The organism is Vagococcus zengguangii (assembly GCF_005145005.1).
Taxonomy (GTDB): Bacteria; Bacillota; Bacilli; order Lactobacillales; family Vagococcaceae; genus Vagococcus_A; species Vagococcus_A zengguangii.
In genome coordinates, this window is the sequence record NZ_CP039712.1 from 1,339,736 (window position 1) to 1,363,458 (window position 23,723).

The window sequence follows — 23,723 nt, forward strand, 5'->3', positions numbered from 1 at the left end:
TTAAATAACAAATAATCCTTCTTAATTTTTACAACAATGCCACTTTCCCTTTGCAAGCCTGAAGAGTTGCAGCATCCCACAATGACACTTGCACTTCACCAATGTGAACTTTTTCTAATAATAACATACATAGACGACTTTGACCGATGCCGCCACCGATTGTTAAAGGCAGTTCATTATTCACCACTTTAGCATGAAATTCAAAGTTCAGCCGATCCATCACGCGTGATTTTTCTAATTGACTGACTAAAGAAGTAGCATCTACTCTAATCCCCATACTTGAAATTTCCATCGCGCATTGAAGTGGTTCGTGCCAAAATAATAAATCACCATTCAGTGTCCAATCATCGTAGTCTGGTGCTCGCAAATCATGCGGCTGACCACTCGCTAATTTATCACCAATCTGCATGATGAATGTTGTTGGATGTTCTTTTACGTAAGCATGCTCACGTTCTTTAGGCGTTAAATCAGGGAATAAATCTTCCAACGCTTGACTGGTAATAAATGAGACATTCGTGTTAATGTTTGTACTAATACTTGGATATTTAGTCTTCACACGACTTGCAGTTTCACCAATAGCATTAACCAGCCCCTGAACAGTTGCTTTCAAATAATCTTCCGTACGCTGCTCAACAGAAATCACTCGCTCCCAATCCCACTGATCAACGTAGATAGAATGTAAATTATCTAATTCTTCATCTCGACGAATTGCATTCATATCCGCATACAAACCATTGCCTACGTGAAAATCATACTGATGAAGCGCCATACGTTTCCATTTAGCTAAAGAGTGCACCACTTCGGCGCTTTGATGGTATAAAGCTGGCACGTCAAACGTTACAGGACGCTCCGCTCCACTCAAGTCGTCATTTAAACCCGATCGTTGTTTAACAAATAACGGCGCTGATACACGTTTTAATTTTAAACTACCGGTCATCGCCTCTTCGAAGCAACGTTTAATAAATCCGATAGCGGTTTGTGTTTCATAAATACTTAAACTTGACTGGTATTCTGATGGAATTATTATTTCTTTCATGACATACACCTCTCTATTTTAATCGTCGCATAATGATAATAGACGCCACAAACATTCTTTATCATTATTTATTAATTTTTCTAATATATCATACTATTTCAAAAAAGGATATATTCTAGATATAATAATATCGTTACTCTGCTTTGCGTCTTTTATTAAAAAAAAATTAAAAATATGCTTTATTTTTATAGAAATCTCTAGTATATTAGAGTGACATTATAAAAAAAGGGGGAATAAAGATGAACAAGTTCAAAAGGTTATCATTGATTCAAAAAATCTGTATCGGAATTATTTTAGGAGCTATTCTAGGAACCATGGTGCCTTCATGGACGTGGATTAAAATTCTGGGCGACATCTTTATTGGCTCTTTGAAAGCTATCGCTCCGCTACTTGTCTTCTTCTTAATTATCGAATCATTGTCTAAACATAAAAAAGGTGTAAAAACACATATGAAAACAGTCATTGTGCTCTATTTAGGCGCGACCCTTATTGCGGCTTTAATGGCAGTATTTGCTTCACGATTGTTTCCTGTTGAACTAGTATTACCTAATGTGAGCGTTACGCAAGAAGCACCCGATGATTTGTGGTTAATTTTATCTGACATTATTTTAGGCGCGGTAATGAATCCTATTCAAGCACTAATTGAAGGCAATTATTTATCACTGCTATTCTGGGGGGCAGTATTGGGTGCTTGTATGCGTGGGGCTGCTGACTCAACTAAAAAAGTCATTACTGATATTTCTGATACTATTTCAAAAGTGGTGCAAATCATCATTCAAATGGCACCAATCGGGATTACTGGTCTTGTCTTCAACTCAATTTCAGAAATTGGACTAAAAGGAATGGCTGAATATGGCAAATTAATCTTATTATTGGTCGGGACTATGTTATTTGTATCATATATAGTCTATCCATTAATGGTATTCCTATTACTGAAACAAAATCCTTATCCACTTACAATGTTCTGTATGAAAGAAAGTGGCGTTCCTGCCTTCTTCACGCGTAGTTCAGTCGTGAATATTCCAATCAACATGGAATTATCGGAAAAACTTGGATTAGATAAGGAGTCTTATTCGATTTCTATTCCGTTAGGGGCAACTGCTAATAGCGGGGGTGCGGCAATTACAATTTCCATCATGACATTAGCGGCCGCTAACACAATGGGGATGCACATACCTTTTGTCCTAGCATTCTTACTCTGCTTATTGGCGGCAATTTCTTCAACTGGCGTTTCTGGAATCGCTGGCGGTAGTTTATTATTAATTCCACTTGCATGTAGCCTCTTCAACATCTCAAATGATATTGCCATGCAAGTTGTCGGGATTGGTTTTATTATCGGTGTTGTTCAAGATTCTGTTGAAACAGCACTGAACTCTGCAGCCGATTTATTATTTGCAGCCACTGCTGAATTTTATGATAAACAAAAAGCTGGAGAAAAAATCGATTTAAATGAACGTGTAAGAGAAGCACAAAAATTAGTCTAACAATTATTAAAACGCCTAATCATGAAGTGAAATGACATGATTAGACGTTTTTTTAATATTAAGATAACAACTTCTTATTGAACTTGATACTTGCCAAACTATAAAACAAGACTGTGAAGGCGATAGTAACGAAATAGCAAACTAACGATAAGTTGTCCCCACTCGTCATTCGTGCAACATTTCCCGATAATAATTGTATAGGTGACGCCTCACGCGTGAAGGTTGGAATACTCATTAAATAGCTTAATAGGACACTTAAGGCCACAAATAATAAGCTACCGTAACCTTTTGATAAAACCGACCCAAGCATTAAGCAGCTGACTAAAAACAACGCAAAAAGGCCCAAATCCATAAGTGGTACAAATGACTGAACATCGCCAAAGGTCCCAAAAACAGGATAATTATAGAGATGTGTTACTGAAGCAGTCGTTAGTAAGGTAGCCCAAATAATTAGAGCCAAAAATAATGCCTTGCCGTTTAATACTGCTTGTTTCTTCAATCCTTTGGTAACAAGTGGCACCAACGTTTTATCACTAACTTCTTTTGTCAAAATGTCAGCAAACATAATAATCACGATAAATAAAAACATTTGCCCGACGTTTTTGTAATATTGCGTCCAGCTATCCCAAATAGTAGGCTCTGGAATCATCGATGCCATCTGTTCATCCACTAGATTCGCGATTAGATCCGGTGTGAATTTAGCAATGATTGGATTCATAAAACCAAATAATAACGACAAAATACCAATGACCATCAGCTTTTTATTACGAAAATTCTCGATAAATTCTTTTTTCATAAAGGTAAACGTCTGTCTCATGCGTTCGTCTCCTCCAAGAATAGTTTTTCTAACGTTTGTTGTTCTTTAACCAATGATTCGATAGGGTAATGATGTTGAGATAATTTATCCAAGATTGCTGCTTGTGATTCAGCTGTTGTAATCATTAGCTGCTCTTGATCATGTGAAACAAGTTGCACGCCAGTTGCTGTCATTTCTTTCAAATAGGCTTCGTACGCCCACGCTTCACTAAATTTAAGTGTGTAATGAGCTTGCGTTTGGTGCTCTGCTAAAACATCTTGCAAGCGCCCTTCCCGCACCAATTTGCCATTCGCTAAAATACCAATATGATCACAAACACGTTCAATATCACTTAAAATATGCGTTGATAAAATGACCGACATTTCTTCTTTCAACGATGCTAGTAAATCCATCACTTCTTTACGACCACGAGGATCTAGCGCTGAGGTCGGTTCGTCACAAATTAATAATAATGGTTGATTTAGTAACGCTTGAGCAATCCCTAAACGTTGCTTCATGCCACGCGAATAAGTTGAGATTTTAACTTTTTCCGTCTGAGCTAACCCGACACGTTCTAGTAACCCTTGAATTGTTAACTCTAAATTATCAGTTTTAAAGCTTGTGATGCTCGCACAAAACTGTAAATATTCTTTAGCAGTCATGTAACCATAAAAATTCGGCACATCAGGACAATAGCCTATATAGCGATTGGTCGTTTCACCCCCCGCTATCACACGTTCACCATTCACAAAAATCTGACCCTCATCAGGCAACAGCTGACCTAATATCATATTCATGACAGTTGTTTTGCCGGCACCATTCTGACCAATTAACCCGTATATTTTGCCTTTTTTTAAGGTCAAATTAACGCCTTCGATAACCTTTTTTGGTCCGAAAGCTTTTTCTAAATGATTTATTTCTAAAATATTTGTCATGTTACTCGTCCCTTTCTAGTACAAAGAATAAAATAGGACCGACCAACTGGCCTAATATCACGATAAATAACCAAATCCATTTGCTAAGGTATTTAAAATGTTGTTTTTTTAATACTGACAGTACCGCAATAATCATTAAACCGAATTGTAAAATAATTAAGGGTAAAAATAATAAAAAGTTAGTCATTGACATGAGTGGCTCGCCACCTTTCTAAACGTGTAATAAGTTGTTGATAAACTGTTTCTTCGGCTAAATCACTAGCTAAACGCGGATCTTTTAGTAAGGCGACTAATTGATTAGCTAAAACCCCTTCATTGACGGGCATTTCTTTTCCCTCGTCTAACCCTTGAAGCCAATCATCAATTAAATCAAACAAATGATTACCTGATAGACGAATCGGATAGTCCGCTTGTTCAATCATGCTGACATAGTTTTCAAGCTCAACTAGAGCAAGATCAGCTTGCTTAAATTCCAGAAATTTTAGAGCCATATCGGCATAACCGTTTAATAGCACACCAGGATGAAAGTCTCTCAGTTCAAATAGCTCAATAATACTATCCGTTATCCCTTTCAAATAAGTAAAACGTTGATAGTCCTCCTCATACACTGCTAATTTTTCAAAATTACCGTATAAGTTCAACATAAATTGATAAGCCATTTTTTGAAGTAAGAGTTTCGCTTCATCAACCTCTCCTGACATCATCAAGGCTTGCGCCAAAATCGGCTGAGTCATGTACAATAATTGATTATCTTCTTCACTTTCTGCAATCACCTTTTGCGGTTCACCATGCATTAAATGACAACTCGGCCTTTAGTGCCGCTGCTTTAGCCGTTTCTTGTGCGCTTGCCGTTTTTTCAATCACAATATCTAAATACGCACGACACCAATTGACCGCTTCATTGACATGCTCAGGTTGTCGTTCGATTTGGAGATGATTAATCACGACTAAGCAATTAGATAATAACATTTTCGTTTCATTCAGATAGGCAAGTGATTCTGTTCTAATTCGACAAAAGGTCGGATAGAAACCTTGTTGAAGAAATGCCTTGCCCCAATTTTTATAAGAGTCATTGACGGCCGCTTGTGAAATTTCTTGGCTTTCAAATAGGTCATCAATCGTACAGCCGTAAAAATTAGCAATCACTGGTAATAAACTTATATCAGGAAAGGAGGCTCCTGTTTCCCATTTAGAAATCGCTCCCTTACTAATCCCCAAAATCGTCGCTAATTTTTCTTGTGTTAAGCCTTTTTCTAGACGTAGCTGCTTTAATTTATGGTTCATCGCTCTCACCTCTTATTCATCATACCCTAAATATAACATAGTGCCTAACGAATATTAGTTTACTTATAGTAGGATTTGTCTACTAATAGTAGACAACGTTCCAAGATTTTTCAATCCTTCACCACTAACTACACGAGCGCCCAAAAAACCTTTACCGTATCCGAAATATATTCCGATACGGTAAAGGTTAAAATAATATATCAAATTAACATAAACCCCCTTTGGAAACTAAGTTAGTTTCCAAAGGGGGTTGAATTATTTCTCTAATTTATCTTTAACTTCTTCTACTTTATCTTTAGCATCAGCGGCTACTTCTTTCACCTTGCCGATTGCTTGGTCAACTAGACCTTCAGCTTTTTGTTTGTTATTACCAGTTACTTCTCCAGCTACTTCTTTAGCTTTACCTTTAATTTTATCGCCTGTACCTCTATCTGCCATGATAATTCCTACTCTTATCTTTAACTATTTGCGACCTGTTAGCAACGACACAACTGCAACTAAAATGACTGCTCCTGCTATTGAAGGTACAAGGGCCATTCCTGCTAATGACGGTCCCCAACTACCTAAGATAGATTGCCCAATTGATGAACCTATCAATCCAGCAATAATATTTGCAATCCAGCCCATTGATGAGCCCTTGTTTGTGATAGCTCCAGCTACTGCCCCAATTATACCACCTACAATTAATGACCAAATAAGTCCCATCTTCTTTGCCTCCTTGTTAATTGATCACGTGACATACACTTGACGTTATACAACATTTATATAATATAATTTTAAACCGACTAATACTGAAAATGCAAGCGAAAGAGCTTACATCTCTAAACAGTTTATATCAAAAAATAACTTTAGAATAATATCACGTCATAAAATGTGACAATAAGTGACAAAAAAAGTTACTAACTAATATATAAACTTGTGACCTATCTATAGATTTGTTAAGATACGTCTAGCACAGCTAAAGGGGGCGCTACTATGAACCACTCAATAATCGAATTATATTTATCAATGAACGACCTAGACAAAGATGAATTACTCGTACTAATGAACCTGACTGACGATGAGTTAGATAGATACGATACACTATCGTTCTTTGATTTACCTGTTAAGCTTATTCATGGTTTAGCAGTCTTAAGCAATCGTCAAATCGGCGATGTCATGAACGAATTAGAGATGATGTATTTCTCACAAGATAAATTGCGCGGATTCGGATTTCTCTTACAACGCCACAATGTCTCATTTCCTGATTTAGAATTTGCACTCTACACTAATATTCAAGAAGCCGAAGATTTAGGCATCGCCGTTCTTCCCTTTATTCCAAATCTAATTAAACACAGAGACTTAACCATTACAGAAGCCATCGAAAAAGAAATGGAACAAGCTATTAAATTATTGAATGCAAAAATTAATGCGACAGGTGTCAATTATCTTGATGAATTTGATAAAACAGATTTTGATCCCAATGACTAAAACTATCTTTGATTAATAAACAAGACTGATGAAGGGAATGCCTCATCAGTCTTGTTTATTATGGCGCTTGATTGTAAGTCATGAGTAACTTCAAACAAGCAATACTGGGTATCTTCTTTAAAGTTTTATCACACTACTTACCTTTCTTCATTGACGCTAGACGTTCATAATTTTCAGTTCTAACCTTCATATCTTCTTTTGTATTCTCATACATTTCTTCAACCACATGTTCATCATGCTTAATGTTTATTAATGAAGAGAAGCGTGTTTGTTTTGCTAAGAATTCAGGAATTAGATCAAAGTCTGCTTTTTTAAAGTCAACTCTCATTGGATCCTTTCCTTTTTGTGTTAAACGTGGGTCGTAACGATACAATTGCCAGTAACCTGATTCAACCGCTTCTTGCGCACTTAAGTTGGCTTGACTCATCCCGCCTTTGATCCCGTGGTTAATACATGGCGTGTAACCGATAATTAATGACGGCCCTGGATAAGATTCAGCCTCAGCAATTGCTTTAATGGCTTGGTTTGGATTTGCATTGATGGCAATTTGGGCAACATAGACATTGCCATACGTTGCTGCAATCATCCCTAAATCTTTCTTCGTTGTTTTCTTACCAGAAGCAGCGAATTTTGCAATCGCTGATTGTGGCGTTGCTTTAGATGTTTGACCACCAGTATTGGCATATAACTCGTTATCCATTACTAGAATGTTGATGTCTTCACCAGATGCTAAGACATGATCAATACCACCGAAGCCAATGTCATACGCCCAACCGTCACCGCCGATTAACCACTGGCTAGGTTTCACAAACATGTCTTCGTGTTTCAGTAATTCTGCAAACTCAGGAGCGGTTTCTTGTTTCAAGGCTTCAGCTAAGTGAGTCGCGCGTTGACGAGTTCCTTGACCTTCTTCAAAATGTTCCAACCATTCATTCATAATTTGTCGTGTTTCTTCGCTACCTTGTCCACTTTCAAGTAATTCATGAACTTTGTTAGCAACGCGATGACGTTTCATTTGATTAGCAATGTGCATCCCATATCCAAACTCGGCGTTATCTTCAAATAATGAGTTACTCCATGCCGGACCTTGGCCTAAATGGTTAGTCGTATATGGGACTGAAGGTGCCGATGCGCCCCAAATTGACGAACAGCCTGTTGTATTCGCAATCATCATGCGATCTCCGTACAATTGTGTTAATAATTTAACGTAAGGCGTTTCCCCACACCCAGAACAAGCACCAGAGAATTCTAATAATGGTTGTTCAAACTGAGAACCTTTAACTGATTCTTTTTTCAATTTATTTTCTTTATGTTTTAAGGTCATTGAGAAAGCCCAATTAATCGCTTCTTCACGTTGTTCTTCATAAGGTTGCATGACTAATGCTTTTTGCTTAGCCGGACAAACATCTACACATAAACCACAACCTGTACAGTCTTCAACTGATACTTGAATACGGTAATTCATGCCGTCTTTTTTGAAGTCACGAGTAATGTAGCCTTCTGGTGCTGCTTCTGTTTCTTCTTCGTCTAATAAGAAAGGACGAATCGCAGCATGTGGACAAATAAAGGCACATTCATTACACATCGTACAAGCTTCAGGTTGCCATTCCGGTACTTCTAACGCAATACCGCGTTTCTCATAAGCGGACGTACCGTGTGGGATTGTCCCACCCAACATCCCGTTTTCAATTAAGTCATTCACTGATAATTTATCGCCTTCTTGACGATCTATCGGTTGTAAAATATTAAAAATGAATTTTGGCAAGTTAGGATTTTGCTCACGATCCTCATTTACTTCGATTGTCGCCCAATCTTCCGGTACCTCAATCTTGTGCAAGTGGTCAAATGTTTGATCGATTAAACGCCAGTTAGCTTCTACAATTTCACGCGATTTTTTACCATAAGCAGCATCTATTTCTTCGCGTAAATATGGTAAAAATTCTTCTCGAGGCATCAGTTTTGTCACCTCGAAAAAGGCAGCGGACATAACCGTATTAATACGGCGTCCTAAACCTTCTGCCTGTGCTAGCGCCATCGCGTTAATAATATAGAAATTAATGTGATGTTCACTGATATAGCGTTTTAATTTTTTTGGCAATAATTTAAGCACTTTTTCTTCATCCCACACGGTGTTTAACAAGAAAGTCCCGCCATCTTTTAGTCCTTTAATTAAGTCATATTTATGCAAGTAGGCAGCGTTATGACAGCCAACAAAGTCTGGATGCTCTACTAAATAGATGGAATCAATTGGCTCATCACCAAAACGAATATGAGAAACTGTTAAACCACCTGATTTTTTAGAGTCATACGAGAAGTAGGCTTGCGCGTATTTATCGGTATGGTTCCCGATAATTTTAATAGCTTGTTTATTAGCTCCAACCGTGCCATCAGATCCGAAGCCCCAGAATTTCGCTTGGAAAGTTCCTTCAGGTGTTAAATCTAACATTGGCGTTAATGGTAATGATAAATTTGTCACGTCATCTTTAATACCAATCGTGAAGCGTTGTTTCATTTCAGCAACCGGTAAACGTAAATGATCGTAGACAGAGACAATATGGTTGGGTGTCACATCTTTAGAGCCTATGCCGTAACGACCACCAATAACGATTGGACGATTTTCATGACGATATAGGACACTTTGAACATCTAATAATAACGGCTCACCATCAGAACCTGGCTCTTTCGTACGGTCTAGCACTGCAATACGTTCAACTGTTTCAGGTAAATGAGCTAATAAATTCTCTGCTGGAAATGGTCGATATAAGTGAATCACGATATGTCCGACTTTACGTCCTTGTGCATTTAGATAGTCAACTGTTTGACGAATCGTAGGCGTTACCGATCCCATCGAAATAATCACTTCAGTTGCTTCAGGATCACCATAATAAGCAGTTAAATCATAGTTAGTGCCACGTAATTGGTTAATTTCACCCATATATTTTTGGACGATTCCTGGAATTTCATCATAATAACGGTTCACTGTTTCGCGTGATTGGAAATAAATATCTGGGTTTTGAGCAGTTCCTGAGACAGTTGGATGATTAGGATTCATTCCGCGTTTACGGAATCGTTCTAAAGCATCTTCATCTAACAACTTGCCCAACTCATCATATTCTAAAACTTCAACTTTTTGAATTTCATGACTCGTTCTAAACCCATCAAAGAAGTTAATAAATGGTAAGCTTCCCTCGATACTTGCCAAATGAGCAACTGCTGACAAGTCCATGACTTCTTGGACACTGCCTTCAGCTAACATCGCAAAACCCGTTTGGCGTGTCGCCATCACGTCACTATGATCGCCAAAAATACTTAAGGCATTCGTCGCAATCGCACGCGCGGACACATGGAAAACAGTCGGCAATAACTCACCGGCAATCTTGAACATATTAGGAATCATTAATAATAATCCTTGAGAAGCCGTATACGTTGTCGTTAAGGCACCAGTTTTTAATGAACCGTGAACGGTACCCGCAGCTCCTGCTTCCGATTGTAGTTCAACAACTTTTACTGGATCTCCAAAAATATTTTTTTGACCCTTACTTGACCAATCGTCCACCACTTCTGCCATGGTAGAACTTGGTGTAATGGGATAAATTGCTGCAACTTCCGTGAACGCATAAGAAATATAAGCAGCTGCTGTGTTACCATCCATTGTTTTCGTTTTTCTCATTGTCATCGTTCCTTTTCAAGTGATTTTAACCCAAGAATCTTGTATTTTATTACTAGTTCTGTATTTCACTAATCAATCTAGTCTTCCTTTATAAAATAGACTAACCATCGAATCGAAATTGATGTTACCATTATCCATTTATTAGAAAACGCTTTCAAACATATCTTCATTGTAACAAATTATCCGTTTATTGTGAATGAAAAATCAAACTTTTATATGGGGACTATTTTCAATAATTTATATTCTACAATGATTAAAACATAAAAAAATAGGATCACTTTTTCAGTCATCCTATCCTTTATTATCCTACTGATTAATGTGAGAGCCTGTGTTTATATGTGCAAAATCGTCTTTAGCTAGATCCTTCTTATAGGCTATACCTCTAAAAAATACGTCACCAAAAAATAGTTTTCTAATGTCTACCAAGCTTTCTGCAAATTTATCCAATTCCAGATAAGCTTGATACTATAATAAACGTTGTCCACAAAGCACTAATTATTAATAAAACACCTGAACTTATGCCAATAGCTAATGAGTAATATGTTCGATATTTTTTAGTAAAAGTAGCACCTATTAAAATTAGACTTACCAAAAAAATTAACAACGTTATGACAACGGCTAGCCAAAACCAAATTAATCCATTTCCCAAATAAGAAATTTTTTTTAGTAGTTCATAAATAACAAATAATAACATTGAACACACGAGAAATAATAAAAACATTTTGTGTGTTTTCTTTGAAATCCCCATAAAATCAGCTACTTTCACAATATTTCAAACTTAAAAAACTTCTTCTTTCATCTATAATAATGATAATCAATAAAAAAAGAATACTTTACGCACCTATAATAAACTATTCCAAATAGTTCTTCCATTAACTTTGTGAGTCAACAGAACCCATATTACCAAGATACTCAAACTTATAATAGATTGCTTAACAACGTATAAAGTAATAATAACTACTCAATAGATTTTCATTATACTCCTAATCATAAGAAAATCTATGTTTTTAAATGTATGATTTGTCAAATTAAGTTAGAATAAAATGCTTCTTGTACATAGCTCAAAAATATTTCGATAGGTGTTTTGTAATGCAATGATTTTCTTGGAATATGATTACGTTGATTGCTGACGCTTGAAATAAATATTTGATCGACTTCTCTAAAATCCATTGATTTTGGTAGACCATTACGACGTAGAATTCCGTTGATATTCTCGTTCAACGGTCGTTGAGAAGGTGTTCCAGGGTCTGCAAAGTATATATAAAATATCCTGTTGATTACTAATAGCTTTCCAGTTAGAAAATTCTTTACCACAGTCAAACGTAATGGATTTAAAGAAGTTTTTAGGGAAGCGAGAAAACCATTGGTTAAGGGCAGTTTCAATATCTGATGCCTTACGGCCGTGGGGTTTAATCGTGATAATTACTTTAGATAATCTTTCAACTAAAGTAATAACGGCACTTTTATGATGAACGCCAACAATCGTATCACCTTCAAGGTGACCAAACTCAGAATTGAAATTTGGATAATCATTAGGTCGATCATGTATTGAGCGCTGATACTGTTGTTTTCCCCGTTTTTCCTGATGGCCATTGGGTTTTCTTTTACCTTTCATAGGTAAAGTTTCAATATCAAATATGCCTTTGGAAAACAAACGATAAAGTGTTCACATACCGCATGAAATAGGCTTTTCTTGACGTCCGATAATGACGTCAGGCATCCAACCAAGAGCAACTTTCTCTTTAATATAATCTACTTCATGAGCAGGTAATTGAATAACTTTTCTACCACATTTTTTCTTATTTTCTTTATACTGATTCCAATAGTCAAGTGCTGTCAGACCTTGCTTGAACTTATTAATCACATTATAAATAGTTTGTATAGCTCGTCCCATTCGCTTAGCAATTTCAACCGGTTTATTGTCTTGAAGATAATAGGATTCTATCATTGTCAGTTCGTCTATGGTAAGATGTTTATAGGTCATTTATGGTTTACACTCCTTTGTTTTCTTTGGTCGGAAATACAATTTGAATGTACCATAAATGCCTTTTTATTTTTCTAACTTAATTTTACAATTCGCGTTATTAATAAATTAGATCCACAATAATAAATTTGATAGCCCAACCACTTCTTTATCTGTAACAAATTAAAACACAAAAAGAGTCATAAACATCGATATTTCAACGTTTATGACTCTATATAAAAGATTATCCGACTAAACCCTCTAATGGAAATTTGAAAGATAATTAACTAATAAAGACAATAATATCAGCACTTTCAGATTATAAAATCTTAATACTATTGCTAACTGATATTGCTTGATAGCATTCAAAACGTACCCAAAAACGAATCCAATTTTGCAGGTAGATAAGTTTTTTATATACTACGAAAATTTATAAATTATCCCCATTTGTTTCAATAACTTTTTTATACCAATCAAAGCTATCTTTTTTTATTCTATCCTTTGTTCCTTTACCAAAATCATCTTGATCAACATAGACATATCCATATCTTTTACTCATTTCTGCGCTAGAAGAACTTACAATATCAATAGGAGCCCAACTTAAATATCCAATAATATTTGCTCCATCCTTAACTGCTTCCTTCACTTGAATAATATGATTTTTTAGATATTCAATACGATATTGATCATGAATTTCATTATTTTCATCAACTACATCAATAGCTCCTAGGCCATTCTCGGTAATAAAGATTGGCTTTTGATATCTGTCCCAATATTGTGACAAAGAATTATATAATCCTAAAGGATCAGCACGCCATTCCCAAAGAGTAGGTTTTAAATAAGGGTTTTGCTCTCCATCAAATGGTTTCATATTATTTTTAGTAGAGTCCGCTACTTTGCTATAATAATATGAAATAGCTATATAATCCATCGTATAATTTTTTATCAACTCTTCGTCATCTGAAAGAAATTTTAACGAAATATTATTATCATTAAAGAAACGTAGAGCATATTGAGGATACTCCCCTCTTAATTGAACATCCGTAAAGAAGTACTGCATCCTATTTTTTTTCATTGTAAAGACGATATCTTCTGGTTTACATGTAGCTGGATACATGGTACCATCTGCTACCATCGTACCGATCAAAGCATTTGGCGAAATTTCATTTGCCATTTTTTTTACTTTTGCACATGCCACGAATTGATGGTGTACAGCTTGATACATTAACTGTAGCATATTGTCTGATTCATCTTCATACAATCCCAAACTCCCAAATTGAATATGAGGAACTAAGTTTAACTGATTAAATACTATCCAATATTTTACTCGATCACCGTAACGTTCTAACAATACTTTAGCATAATTTACAAAGAAATCTAAAACTTTTCGATTGGCAAATCCCCCATAATTTGTTATCAAATTTACAGGTATATCGTAATGGGACATTGTGATAACAGGTTCCATTCCATCTCTTATTATTTCATCAATTAGTTGATCATAAAACTCTATTCCTTTTTCATTTGGGTCCTTTTCATCACCATTTGGGAAAATTCTTGACCAAGATATACTTGTCCTAAAAGCCTTTAACCCTAGTTCTTGCATTAAACTTAAATCAGATTTATATGTATGATAAAAATCTATCCCAAATCTTTTTGGAAAATAACTGTCGTTATCTTCTATCATTTGTTTAATTTCTTGAAGTGTTCCTCCTCCTTCTTTTTCAATATTAGATCTATCTAATTTAGTCGAATAGGCATGTAAATCAGATGTTGACAACCCTCTACCGTCTTCATCATATGCCCCTTCAATTTGGCAAGCAGCTACAGCGCCTCCCCACAAAAAATTATCAGGAAAATTATTTACCACTTTTTTCATTATTCCACCAGCTCTCTACCATTATTTTCAATAACTTTTTTATACCAGTAAAATGAGTCTTTTCGAATTCTTTCGCATTGCTTAGGATCATCATCAGTACGATCTACATATACAAAACCATATCTCTTTTTCACACCATTACTAGTTGAAAGTAAATCAATCGCAGACCAAGGGCAATAAGCAATCATTTCAACACCATAATCTATAGCTCGAGACATTGCTTTAATATGCTCACGAAGATAACTTATTCTATAATCATCATGAATCTTTTTATCAACTGTTAATTTATCAAAAGCACCTAGTCCATTCTCAGTAATCATTAAAGGTTTACCATATCTTGTATAAATATCACGAAGAATATATTCTAAACCTATTGGATCAATGGCCCAATCCCAATCTGTTGTATCTAAATTTGGATTTTTGCACATTTCATAAAAGCCTGGATGTGTTTCATATCCAGATATTTCACCTTTCTTTCCAGAATAGTTAACACCATTAAAACGAATTTTTTTACCAGAATTAATCGGACATGCCTTTGCACATTCACTTGCATAATAATTCAACGCAAGAAAATCTGAATAACCTTCTTTAATTAATTCCATATCACCCTTTTCAATTATTGGTGCAAGTCCGTGTTCTTCCAAATAAATACTGGCTGCTTTTGTGTACTCCCCTTTAAAATAAATATCAAGATAATAAGAATTTCTCAAATCATGTGCATTCTGAGCCGCCATAACATCTTCTGGTTTAGAACTTAATGGATAAACAGGTGAATAACCCAAAGCTGCTCCTACTTGACCATTTGGTACAATTTCATGAACTAACTTACAAGCCACGGCATGTGCCAAATTCATATGGTGATTAATTTGAAATCTTAATTGATTGTTACTTTGTAGTTCTTTTGGAACATAGTTTTTAGTCGTCCAATATTGAACAATGACACTTTGCTCATTAATAGTCGTCCAATATTTAACTTGATCCTTAAATTCTGTAATGACATATCTAGCATAGTATTCAAAATCTTTTACAACCTGACGATCTAACCAACCATTGTATTTTTCTACTAATGCCCAAGGTAAATCATAATGATATAGAGTAACTATCGGTTCAATATTATTAGCATGTAATTCAGCAATTAAATTACGATAAAATTGAATACCTTCTTCGTTAACCTCACCTACCCCATCTGGGAAAATTCTCGACCAAGAAATCGAAAAACGATAGGTAGAAAAACCCATTTCCTTCATTAATGCAACATCTTCTTTATAATGATGATAATGATCACTGGCTATTTCAGCAGTTGCAAACCCACGTTCTTTGTAATTATTTTGGTTAATTATATCTTGCTGAGAAGCTTTTTTACCATTTGTAAACGCCGCACCTTCAACTTGATACGCGCTTGTTGCAGCTCCCCACAAAAAATCATCACTAAATCCTTTTTTATTCATTATTCATTCTCCTTTAAGTTGCTAATTATTTTAAGAATATCAATCATATGATTAGCCATTCTGACTTCGGAATTAATAGTCATTAATGTATCTTGCGCATGATTGAAAAGTAAGGAGGATCCATAATTTTTACCTGATGCTTCATTCTGAATAACATTCGTTTGCGATTTATGAGCTAATACAATTTCTTTATTAGCTTCTTCCATTAGGTTTTCTGATAAATCAAAATTAAATGTTTTAGCTTCTTTTAAACTATCTTCAATTTTCAATCTAGCATCGCCCGCGTGCAAAATAATCTCCATTGCAACCATTACTAGTTCGTTGTCTTTCATAATAACATTCCCCTCTATCTTCTAATTAGAAATCTCCATTTTTCCTTCAATCTTTTCTTTTTCATAAACTTTGAAGAATGGATACCAAATAATCAGGTAAATAACAAATAGTAATAACCACCACAAAACAGCTCTAAAATCTTCCGTCACCATTACACTACTAAATGGTGCTGGAATTTGACCTACTTGTATCATTTTGTCTGGAATATTTAATAATCCCATTTTCATAATAATCCAAACATAGATTGGGCCAATTATTGCATTAATCCAAGATGGTATCATCAATAGTGGGTTAAATACCACTGGCGCTCCAAACATGATAGGTTCATTAATATTGAAGAATGAGGGAACTATGAAAATTCTTCCTAGCATTTTTAACTCATTTGATTTAGAAAAACACATTAACACATTAAGCGCTAAAGTCGCACACATCCCCCCCATGGTGATAAAAGTCATAGTGAAAACGGTTTCACTTGTTACAATATTTAATGCTGGTTGTCCTTGAGCAACAGCATCTATATTTGCCTGAATTCCTGACATGAAAATTGGTGTGGTAACAGCACCCCATAACCAACTTGAAACCCCCATTGTATAGAAAAAAGCTGGAATTAAACAAATTAATATAAATCCAGGCAATGTTTGTCCTATCTTAGCAACAGGTTCAAATGCACCTAATATTATTTCAAAGATATCTAATCCTAATACATCCACTAAAACCATAGCTATAGCCAAACATACCACCATTGGAATAATGGTATTAATCCAAGAAGTAACAAAATCCGGAATACTACTATCTTTTAAAAACTTTAATTTGGCCCAAAGGTTAAAAATAATGGAAACAAAAATACCAACAACCATCCCCACTGCTATTCCCGTAGGTCCTAATCTTGAAAGCAGAGCTTGAATACTGTCAGCTTCACTTCCAACTGGCATGATAGCTAATAATAATACACCAATAGAAGTTAGGCCTGCATTAATTACATATTCAGGATGATTTAATTTTTCCATACATTGATTAGCAATCATAAAAGTGATAATCAATGTAATAATACCAAAACTAAAATTTAATATTGGAGATAAGTCAGGTAAACTTGGAATAAATGACTTTACTACGTTATAGCAATATATTAATGATCCTGCTAAAATAAAAGGAATTATTTTTTGCATACTAGAAGAAATACCTGATAACCATGGTCTAGAAAAAAATTCCTTCATAGTAGGAGCAAAACTATCTGCTAACCAACTCATCATTTTTTTCATATCACATTTTATCCTTTCTTAGCTTCTAAAGCTAATTCAATAACTTTTTCACCATTTAATGTTGCATAAACATCTTGTGGAATAACTAATACAGGTACATTATATGGTGCTGCTAATTTTTCAAAAGATTCTAATTCATTAGCGTAATGAGGTCCAATCATTAATACATCTATTGATGATAAATATTCATTTACTTCTGTATGACTCCTTGCCTCAACACTTACTGGTAATTTTTTCTTATTAGCAACCTTTCTAGCATTACTCGCTATAAATCCACTCGACATTCCAGCACCACAGCATAATAAAATTTTTGTTTGTTCCATAATAAACACTCCCTTATGTATTTTATAAACTTATTATCTCTTTTTTTATTAATATCATCTACTTATCTTTTTCACCTATTAATTATTATTCTTATATATTATTTTCACCCTAAAAAGTGAAAAACAATATTTTTTAAAGAGGATTTAATAAACAATAAGTAATAAAATAAACTATATAAACTATTACTAACTAGAGGTGAATATATTGGATAATAAGCATATTAATTTAATCAATTTATTAAAAAAAAGCAATCAACCTATTACTAGTAACGAACTTGCTCTGAAATTAAATATTTCATCCCGAACAGTAAAAAATTATGTCAAAGAAATTAATTCCGGCGAAAAAGTACCTATCATTATTTCTTCTAATAATGGTTATCAATTAAACTCTATTGATGTAAAAAGTCCTGAGGAAAAACATATTCCTCAGACATATAGTGAGCGATCTAAATATGTAATTAGTCAACTTATTTTTAATCAACTAGAGGCTATTAATATCTTTGATTTATGTGAAGATTTATTTCTTAGTTACTCATCTATAAAATCATTAATAAATAAAATGAATACTAGTTACACTAGTCATAACGTATCATTTCGGTTAAAAAAAAATTTAGTATATTTTAAAGGAAAAGAAGAAGATAAAAGAAAATTTATTAGTTTTATCATTACTGATAATTTATCAATAGGAACAATAAGCAAAACACAATTGACTGAAATTTTCCCTAGACTAGATATTGATGCTTGTTATTCTATTATTAAACATGAGCTTAATGAAAATAATTATTATATTAATGACTTTGCTATGATAAATATTGTTACCCATTTACTTATTATGATTGATAGAAAACAACAAGGAAATAATTTAGTGCTTCTTGAAGATGATAATACTAATTCCATAGACTCAAGTTTTCTTTCATTCATTGATGAAATTGAAAAAAAGTTTGATATTCATTTTTCATATACTGAAATCGATATTTTATATAATTTATTCTCTTGTAATGTAAATTATGTAGGTAATAAAAATATTCAGCTAGAAGATGTCATTGATAAAATTGGAAAAAAAACATATACTTTCACTAAAAATATTATAAAAAAAATTAATAGTATCTATTTAATTGATCTAAATAATAATGAATTTATTTTCCCATTTGCTTTACACATTAAAAATTTGATTACACGAATAAAAAATACTACATCTTCAAATATCAACCCTTTAAAAAATATTATTAAATCAAATAACCCAATTATTTTTGAAATAGCAACACATATTTCTCTCTTAATAAGCGATGAGTATAAAATAAAAATACCTGAAGAAGAGATTTCTTTTATTGCTATGCATATTGGTGGAGAAATGGAGAGAGTAAAGATAAATGAATCTAAAATCCCGACTCTCGTTATCTGTCCCAATTATAATAATTTGGATAACAATTTAACATCAGTGCTTTATAAACATTTTGAAAATGACATAGATATAAAAGATACATTTACATCAGAAAATGAATTACAAGTGTTTTTTAATAATATTCCTAATAGTCAAAAATTTTTATTGCTAAGCACTATCCCATTAAGTAAGACTACTAATAATGGAAACACGCTTGTTCTTATTTCACCATTTAATATTCAAGACCAAATGTTTAATATATTAAATGGTATATCTCAATATAAAGACAACACAAAAAATCAATTATTAGTTTCTAATTTTGATAAATTTTTCTCACCAAACTTATTTTTTAATTTCGACACTTATGACATGAATCTGCTTATCACTAAATTGTGTGCTAATTTAGTAGAACATAATTTAGTTGATACTAACTTTGAACATGATGTTTTTATCAGAGAAAACATGTCTTCTACCTCATTCGGAAAAATAGCTATCCCTCATTCAATACATATGAATGCTGCCAAAACAAGCATTTCCGTTTGTATTTCTAAAAAAGGAATGAAATGGGGAGATAACGTAGTTAATATCATATTTTTGTTAGCAATAAATCAACAAGATTATCATATTTTTCGAAATCTCTATGAATCATTAATAAATGTTTTTACATTTCCTTCAACCATAGAACAAGCAAAAAAATGCTCTACATTAGAAGAATTCAAAGAGATCATCTTACGATCACTCAACAAATAAAAAGCGCACCCAATAGTTTCCAAGAGAAAAAACAGGTTATATAAACATTGTCATACCAATGTTTATATAACCTGTTTCACTATCCCACAGACCCTTCCAATGGAAATTTAAAATATAATTGACTAATAAAAGCAATAATATCAGCACTCTCTGATTAGAAAATACTGATACTATTGCTACATGATATTGCTTGATAGCAATCAAAACGTACCCAAAAACGAATCCAATTTTGCAGGTAGAGAAGTTGTTTGAATAACTATATATGGTCTCCTATACTATAAACGATAATTTTTCCTTCTTCATATAGTTCAGTTCCGAAAGAAAAATATATTCTATCTTGTTTATTCTTATTACGTCCAAATTTTTTAAATTTTGTATGGCATTCACAGGTTATATCTATTTCTCCGTCTTTAAAAGTCAACAATTTAGCTTTTTCACGACTGCTCTCAGGGCTACAATTTATATCAAATAGCGATTCAAAGTCAGCACATTTTTCACGATTTGACTTAGAAAGCTTATTATTTTCTTTTGAAAACTCATCTAGAGCTGTTAGATGATCGACAATTTCAGGTAATAAATCAGAAAAATCAGTATTCAGATTTCGCAAGCTAGAAAATACGTTCTCATGAAAAAATAAATTTGGATAATATATTTTTAGCATCTTAAAAAACTCTATTTTATTTGGTGAAACACTAATATATCGTCTCATCAATTTTAGTAGTTTATCTATCGAAGATATTAAATGGATATTTTCAGTATTATCATCTTCTATAAATAAAAATTTGTCGTTAAAATCACAGTAACTAGGATGGTCTTTTGACAGCTTTTCTTGAAATAATTCATATTCATGGCTATTTTCAAATGACTGGGCTTTGGTGATTTGTATTGACAATTCTCTTTTTAAATCTGATAGTACGGGTTCATCATTACTATATAACCAATCCACCAAAATATCTCCGTTATATTCAGAATCCCATATTTTTTCAGTCTTCTTAATATCGAATGAATTCGAATTTATAAAATCAAAAAGTTCTAGTATCTCATTTAATATTTTTCTAGTATCATTCAACATTAAACTCGAATACAATTCATTAGAAATAATACTAATCATAATTTCTCCTTATTATTCTCATATTTTTCAAATCATTCTCTTGTTGATCAAAAAAATCATCCGGCCATTCTAATAATTCTAACCTATTATTTAATGGTATTCGTGAAACCTTCGTTCTACCATCTTCAATTGAGAAAAAATTTATTACCAAACTGTCTTCATCCATCTTTTTCTTCAAATAATATAATCGCATACCGTTAATAACATGTTCACTATGAGTTTCAATTATCACTTGACGGTGACTTGAAGAAACCTGAGCTAAAAACTGTCCTAATAGTGACTGACCCTTAGGATGTAAATGGGCTTCGGGATTTTCTACTATTATTAAAGAATTTTCTTCAGATATCAAACATGTTAATATAATTGGTAACACATATGATAAGCCAAAACCCACATTATTTAACGAAACATATCCCATATCATGATTTTTTTGTTTAACTTCAAGTTTCACTAATCTCAACGCAGTATCAAGAGTTGAACTGAATTCAACACCCTCAAAAAAACTATTCAGCCAGGTTTCAGTTTGTTTCTTTAAAGTTTTCTCCGATCGTGTTGCTGTCTTATCATATAATAATCCCTCATCTACGATATCATCAGCATATTTATTTAATATGTGAAATGAATTTTCTCCTCTTATTCCACAATTTTCAATTCCTAAACTATCAATCTTTTGATAATTTCTAGGACCAATTCTTTCTGCTGATAAATAGTAAAACCTATTATCAACAATATTTATTTGATTATCAAAGTTATGAATTCCTATTTCTGTGCTCACTTTTAATGAATCTTTTTCTTTTTTTACTATTTTAAAGGTAAGATTATTTAATCCAATTTCGAAATGATCATTATTCCCTGTAATAATTTTTTCATACGTACCTAATTCTAATCCAAATTTTTCACTATTCAAATACGTTTCACTTACTTCCCTAGAAGTTTCTCGAAAATTATCAAATAGTAATTTAAGTAATAATAATGATTGAATTGCTGTAGATTTACCGACTGAATTCACCCCAGAAAAAACATTTAAATTATTTAATTTTATTTCTGTATCTTCTATATAACTTTTTAATCCATTAATCCTTAACATATTAATTTGATTCATTAATCAATACCTCCAGTATTTCAGCCATTATTGTATATGCACTTTCTATTTTTAATATTTCGTTTGTACCCGTACTTAACGAATCATCTATAGTTCGGCTCTTTAATTCTAGCTTTTCTACTTTTCCAATCCAAAAAGTATTATTATCATCATTCAATTCATAATTATAATTAAAGAATAGATCTCTCAACTCAACATTTTGCTCTGCATTATAATCATTTATTAACTCATATCTATACGCATTTCTAGAAACTGATAGAAACAAAGCCTTATTTATTACTGTAGTCCTTTTAAAACCTTTATCACCAAAAAGTTCATATGAATTTTCCATTGACCTTTTAAAAGCTTGAAAAATGTCATTCTGAAATTTTTCTCTATTAGAATAATATTTGTTTAAATTTTCAATAACTTGGTCTAAAAAATTAGCCATTGCGCCTTTGTATTGAACGGAATGCTTATACTCATTATCAATCAAATAAAATCCTATGAATCTTAGTATTAGCTCTTGATCAGCAAATCTAGTATCTTTTACTGAATATGCAGTTGCTTTTTTAAATATTTCTAAATCAGAAAGACTTTTTAGTAACTGTCTAGTATGTGGTGTTGCCATCGCATTTCTCATTTCTTGGCGATTTAATGGCTTCCCACCTGTATTAATCCTTCTAAAAATATCATATTTAGCTTGATCTGGAGTTCTTGAGTCAACTACGTTAAAATTTAGCATTGTATCATTAATTCTTCTGACATATTTTTGTGGTAAATATTTATTAGGATTTTTTTCGTACTCTGCTTTACGTTCATCTTCATCTTCTGACAATGGCTGGAAAAATTTCCCTCCACATTCTTCCTCTAAATACTCTAAATTTTTCAATCTAAAACCATTATTTAAATATGAATTTAATACTGATAATCTTTGTAATCCATCTAACACATGATAAATTCCATCTTCGTCTTCAGATAAATAAAATACTGGTAAAGGAATACGTAACATCACAGACTCTATTAATCTAGATTTCCTTGTAATATCCGTCCAAACAAATTTTCTTTGGAACTCAGGATTTAAATCTATGGATTTCTTCATTATTTTTTCAACTGTACTTTCAATTGTAAATAACTTCTGGTCAACTCTAATTAGTGTTGGATCATAAGGCTTAATCTCGTTATCTACTTCTTCTATATCTTCCTCTTCATCTTGAGATTGTAATTTGTATAGTTTATCATTATAAGATTTTGTGAATTCTAATCTGATTTCTTCAGCACTATCTACTATATTTTCACTAAATTCAATGTCAACATTAAATACCTGTGATTTTTCTTTATCTAGACTAATAGTAATATCTCTTTTCGATAAATACTCATTTTCTAAATTATAGTATTTATACTCTTCAATATCGTTAGTTTCTTTAACAAATCGCACATCAATTTGTTCAGTAAACTCTTCTCTGTTAATTACATTTACCCCAATAGTAACTGTTTCTACCATAATATTCCTCTTTCTCTTT

Annotated in this window: 20 protein-coding genes and 1 pseudogene; 3 read left to right on the forward strand and 18 right to left on the reverse strand. The window is 33.1% G+C overall.

Annotated elements, in window-relative coordinates:
* Positions 1-28: 28 nt before the first annotated feature.
* A complete protein-coding gene (gene asnA / locus FA707_RS06325; protein WP_136953439.1) occupies positions 29-1,036 on the reverse strand; it encodes an aspartate--ammonia ligase in 1,008 nt (335 codons plus the stop codon).
* Positions 1,037-1,275: 239 nt separating this feature from the next.
* Here asnA and sstT point away from each other — a divergent pair, with 239 nt between their 5' ends.
* A complete protein-coding gene (gene sstT, locus FA707_RS06330) occupies positions 1,276-2,520 on the forward strand; it encodes a serine/threonine transporter SstT (protein WP_136953440.1) in 1,245 nt (414 codons plus the stop codon).
* A gap of 58 nt (positions 2,521-2,578) precedes the next feature.
* On the opposite strand, the gene FA707_RS06335 is transcribed toward sstT, so the two are convergent.
* From FA707_RS06335 to FA707_RS06365, 7 genes are all read right to left on the reverse strand, one after another.
* Positions 2,579-3,337 (reverse strand): ABC transporter permease, encoded by a 759-nt coding sequence (locus tag FA707_RS06335; protein ID WP_136953441.1) that lies wholly within the window; start codon positions 3,335-3,337, stop codon positions 2,579-2,581.
* Entirely contained in the window at positions 3,334-4,251 is a 918-nt protein-coding gene (locus tag FA707_RS06340) for an ABC transporter ATP-binding protein (protein WP_136953442.1), read from the reverse strand. The genes FA707_RS06335 and FA707_RS06340 overlap by 4 nt, the downstream gene beginning before the upstream one ends.
* Before the next feature lies 1 nt (position 4,252).
* A complete protein-coding gene (locus tag FA707_RS06345) occupies positions 4,253-4,444 on the reverse strand; it encodes a PLDc N-terminal domain-containing protein (RefSeq protein WP_136953443.1) in 192 nt (63 codons plus the stop codon).
* Positions 4,431-5,024 (reverse strand): hypothetical protein, encoded by a 594-nt coding sequence (locus FA707_RS06350; RefSeq protein ID WP_154299956.1) that lies wholly within the window; start codon positions 5,022-5,024, stop codon positions 4,431-4,433. The genes FA707_RS06345 and FA707_RS06350 overlap by 14 nt, the downstream gene beginning before the upstream one ends.
* Before the next feature lie 10 nt (positions 5,025-5,034).
* The gene (locus FA707_RS06355) at positions 5,035-5,535 is read right to left on the reverse strand and encodes a helix-turn-helix domain-containing protein (RefSeq protein WP_136953445.1); all 501 of its coding nucleotides are present in this window, start codon (positions 5,533-5,535) and stop codon (positions 5,035-5,037) included.
* A gap of 255 nt (positions 5,536-5,790) precedes the next feature.
* Positions 5,791-5,973, reverse strand: coding sequence for a CsbD family protein (locus tag FA707_RS06360; RefSeq protein ID WP_136953446.1), 183 nt, complete (start codon positions 5,971-5,973; stop codon positions 5,791-5,793).
* Positions 5,974-5,997: 24 nt separating this feature from the next.
* Positions 5,998-6,240 (reverse strand): GlsB/YeaQ/YmgE family stress response membrane protein, encoded by a 243-nt coding sequence (locus FA707_RS06365; RefSeq protein ID WP_136953447.1) that lies wholly within the window; start codon positions 6,238-6,240, stop codon positions 5,998-6,000.
* Between the two features lie 270 nt (positions 6,241-6,510).
* Between FA707_RS06365 and FA707_RS06370 the strand changes: the two genes are divergently transcribed.
* Positions 6,511-7,005, forward strand: a complete 495-nt coding sequence (locus FA707_RS06370; protein ID WP_136953448.1) for a hypothetical protein — start codon at positions 6,511-6,513, stop codon at positions 7,003-7,005.
* A gap of 133 nt (positions 7,006-7,138) precedes the next feature.
* Here the strand turns inward: FA707_RS06370 and nifJ are convergent, their stop codons facing one another.
* The 7 genes and pseudogenes from nifJ to FA707_RS06410 all read right to left on the reverse strand — a co-directional run bounded on the left by nifJ (position 7,139) and on the right by FA707_RS06410 (position 17,877).
* On the reverse strand, positions 7,139-10,675 hold the full coding sequence (nifJ, locus tag FA707_RS06375) for a pyruvate:ferredoxin (flavodoxin) oxidoreductase (protein WP_136953449.1): 3,537 nt from the start codon (positions 10,673-10,675) through the stop codon (positions 7,139-7,141).
* A gap of 1,023 nt (positions 10,676-11,698) precedes the next feature.
* Positions 11,699-12,659 (reverse strand): annotated as a pseudogene (locus tag FA707_RS06385) (IS30 family transposase).
* Positions 12,660-13,068: 409 nt separating this feature from the next.
* Positions 13,069-14,514 carry a glycoside hydrolase family 1 protein gene (locus FA707_RS06390; protein WP_136953451.1) on the reverse strand — a complete coding sequence of 482 codons (1,446 nt, stop codon included), beginning with the start codon at positions 14,512-14,514 and terminating at the stop codon, positions 13,069-13,071.
* A complete protein-coding gene (locus FA707_RS06395) occupies positions 14,514-15,962 on the reverse strand; it encodes a glycoside hydrolase family 1 protein (RefSeq protein WP_136953452.1) in 1,449 nt (482 codons plus the stop codon). The genes FA707_RS06390 and FA707_RS06395 overlap by 1 nt, the downstream gene beginning before the upstream one ends.
* Positions 15,962-16,294 (reverse strand): PTS lactose/cellobiose transporter subunit IIA, encoded by a 333-nt coding sequence (locus tag FA707_RS06400; protein WP_136953453.1) that lies wholly within the window; start codon positions 16,292-16,294, stop codon positions 15,962-15,964. Before FA707_RS06400 ends, FA707_RS06395 begins: the two co-directional genes overlap by 1 nt.
* A gap of 21 nt (positions 16,295-16,315) precedes the next feature.
* Positions 16,316-17,554, reverse strand: coding sequence for a PTS transporter subunit EIIC (locus FA707_RS06405; RefSeq protein WP_136953454.1), 1,239 nt, complete (start codon positions 17,552-17,554; stop codon positions 16,316-16,318).
* 8 nt (positions 17,555-17,562) lie between these two features.
* Positions 17,563-17,877: a PTS sugar transporter subunit IIB gene (locus FA707_RS06410; RefSeq protein ID WP_136953455.1), complete on the reverse strand. Its 315-nt coding sequence runs from the start codon at positions 17,875-17,877 to the stop codon at positions 17,563-17,565.
* A gap of 205 nt (positions 17,878-18,082) precedes the next feature.
* On the opposite strand from FA707_RS06410, the gene FA707_RS06415 reads away from it, so the two are divergent.
* Entirely contained in the window at positions 18,083-20,008 is a 1,926-nt protein-coding gene (locus FA707_RS06415; RefSeq protein ID WP_154299955.1) for a BglG family transcription antiterminator, read from the forward strand.
* A 256-nt stretch (positions 20,009-20,264) separates the two neighbouring features.
* On the opposite strand, the gene FA707_RS06420 is transcribed toward FA707_RS06415, so the two are convergent.
* The 3 genes from FA707_RS06420 to FA707_RS06430 are packed head-to-tail and all read right to left on the reverse strand — an operon-like array spanning position 20,265 to position 23,704.
* The gene (locus FA707_RS06420) at positions 20,265-21,119 is read right to left on the reverse strand and encodes a hypothetical protein (RefSeq protein WP_136953457.1); all 855 of its coding nucleotides are present in this window, start codon (positions 21,117-21,119) and stop codon (positions 20,265-20,267) included.
* Entirely contained in the window at positions 21,112-22,221 is a 1,110-nt protein-coding gene (locus FA707_RS06425; RefSeq protein ID WP_136953458.1) for an AAA family ATPase, read from the reverse strand. Before FA707_RS06425 ends, FA707_RS06420 begins: the two co-directional genes overlap by 8 nt.
* Positions 22,208-23,704 carry a DUF262 domain-containing protein gene (locus FA707_RS06430; RefSeq protein WP_136953459.1) on the reverse strand — a complete coding sequence of 499 codons (1,497 nt, stop codon included), beginning with the start codon at positions 23,702-23,704 and terminating at the stop codon, positions 22,208-22,210. The genes FA707_RS06425 and FA707_RS06430 overlap by 14 nt, the downstream gene beginning before the upstream one ends.
* Positions 23,705-23,723: the final 19 nt, after the last annotated feature.

Bases quoted from the DNA above. Each gene is read 5' to 3' on its own strand.
- FA707_RS06365 (WP_136953447.1), bottom strand. From the start codon at position 6,240: ATGGGACTTATTTGGTCATTAATTGTAGGTGGTATAATTGGGGCAGTA.
- FA707_RS06345 (WP_136953443.1), bottom strand. From the start codon at position 4,444: ATGTCAATGACTAACTTTTTATTATTTTTACCCTTAATTATTTTACAA.
- FA707_RS06395 (WP_136953452.1), bottom strand. From the start codon at position 15,962: ATGAATAAAAAAGGATTTAGTGATGATTTTTTGTGGGGAGCTGCAACA.
- FA707_RS06355 (WP_136953445.1), bottom strand. From the start codon at position 5,535: ATGAACCATAAATTAAAGCAGCTACGTCTAGAAAAAGGCTTAACACAA.
- FA707_RS06405 (WP_136953454.1), bottom strand. From the start codon at position 17,554: ATGAAAAAAATGATGAGTTGGTTAGCAGATAGTTTTGCTCCTACTATG.
- FA707_RS06340 (WP_136953442.1), bottom strand. From the start codon at position 4,251: ATGACAAATATTTTAGAAATAAATCATTTAGAAAAAGCTTTCGGACCA.
- FA707_RS06410 (WP_136953455.1), bottom strand. From the start codon at position 17,877: ATGGAACAAACAAAAATTTTATTATGCTGTGGTGCTGGAATGTCGAGT.
- FA707_RS06420 (WP_136953457.1), bottom strand. From the start codon at position 21,119: ATGATTAGTATTATTTCTAATGAATTGTATTCGAGTTTAATGTTGAAT.
- FA707_RS06400 (WP_136953453.1), bottom strand. From the start codon at position 16,294: ATGAAAGACAACGAACTAGTAATGGTTGCAATGGAGATTATTTTGCAC.
- asnA (WP_136953439.1), bottom strand. From the start codon at position 1,036: ATGAAAGAAATAATAATTCCATCAGAATACCAGTCAAGTTTAAGTATT.
- nifJ (WP_136953449.1), bottom strand. From the start codon at position 10,675: ATGAGAAAAACGAAAACAATGGATGGTAACACAGCAGCTGCTTATATT.
- FA707_RS06425 (WP_136953458.1), bottom strand. From the start codon at position 22,221: ATGAATCAAATTAATATGTTAAGGATTAATGGATTAAAAAGTTATATA.
- FA707_RS06370 (WP_136953448.1), top strand. From the start codon at position 6,511: ATGAACCACTCAATAATCGAATTATATTTATCAATGAACGACCTAGAC.
- FA707_RS06390 (WP_136953451.1), bottom strand. From the start codon at position 14,514: ATGAAAAAAGTGGTAAATAATTTTCCTGATAATTTTTTGTGGGGAGGC.
- FA707_RS06360 (WP_136953446.1), bottom strand. From the start codon at position 5,973: ATGGCAGATAGAGGTACAGGCGATAAAATTAAAGGTAAAGCTAAAGAA.
- sstT (WP_136953440.1), top strand. From the start codon at position 1,276: ATGAACAAGTTCAAAAGGTTATCATTGATTCAAAAAATCTGTATCGGA.
- FA707_RS06430 (WP_136953459.1), bottom strand. From the start codon at position 23,704: ATGGTAGAAACAGTTACTATTGGGGTAAATGTAATTAACAGAGAAGAG.
- FA707_RS06335 (WP_136953441.1), bottom strand. From the start codon at position 3,337: ATGAGACAGACGTTTACCTTTATGAAAAAAGAATTTATCGAGAATTTT.